This window comes from Pseudomonas sp. B14(2017) (assembly GCF_002113255.1).
Classification (GTDB): domain Bacteria; phylum Pseudomonadota; class Gammaproteobacteria; order Pseudomonadales; family Pseudomonadaceae; genus Aquipseudomonas; species Aquipseudomonas putida_Z.
The window spans coordinates 1-770 of record NZ_NEJY01000061.1 but is presented as its reverse complement, the minus strand read 5'-3'; the positions used below and the strand labels follow the sequence as shown (position 1 = coordinate 770).

At 46.4% G+C, this 770-nt stretch carries 1 rRNA gene; it reads left to right on the top strand.

Going from position 1 to position 770, the window contains the following annotated elements:
- The first annotated feature begins 182 nt into the window (after positions 1 to 182).
- A 5S ribosomal RNA gene (gene rrf, locus CAG34_RS27330) occupies positions 183 to 298 on the top strand.
- The last annotated feature ends 472 nt before the right edge of the window (positions 299 to 770 follow it).

The window sequence follows — 770 nt, the reverse complement described above, 5'->3', positions numbered from 1 at the left end:
AGGCGTTGAGCTAACCAATACTAATTGCCCGTGAGGCTTGACCATATAACACCCAAGCAATTTGCGCACGAAAGCCAAATTGTGGTGGTGAAGACGAAACGAACCGAAAGTTCGCAGCATCACAAATATCGCATATCCGAATTCGCTGGGCTGTCCATCTGGACATTCTGGCAACAGAATTTCTTGACGACCATAGAGCATTGGAACCACCTGATCCCATCCCGAACTCAGCAGTGAAACGATGCATCGCCGATGGTAGTGTGGGGTTTCCCCATGTGAGAGTAGGTCATCGTCAAGATTCATTTCGCAAAACCCCTATCTGCGCATGCAGGTAGGGGTTTTGTCTTTAAGTAGAAGCTATCGCTTCTCCTGGTAGGCTGAAGGCCAGCCGGTGGTGGTAAAAAGGTGGTTGACAGCGTTTCCGAATGCTGTATTATTCACCTCCCGCGACGAGAGATCGAAGCGAGTTAAGTGTCTGAAGTTAAACGAGTTTCTCGCAAAAAACTTCAAAATAAACGCTTGACAGCAAATGAGGAAAGCGTAGAATGCGCGCCTCGGTTGAGACGAAAAGCTCTTAACCAAACGCTCTTTAACAAATCGAATCAAGCAATTCGTGTGGGTGCTTGTGAGTACGGACTGATAGTCACAAAGATTATCAGCATCACAAGTGGCCATGCGAGAAATCACATAGTCATTTGAGATTGCTGAGCCAAGTTTAGGGTTTCTTAAAAACCCAAGCAGTATTGAACTGAAGAGTTTGATCATGGCTC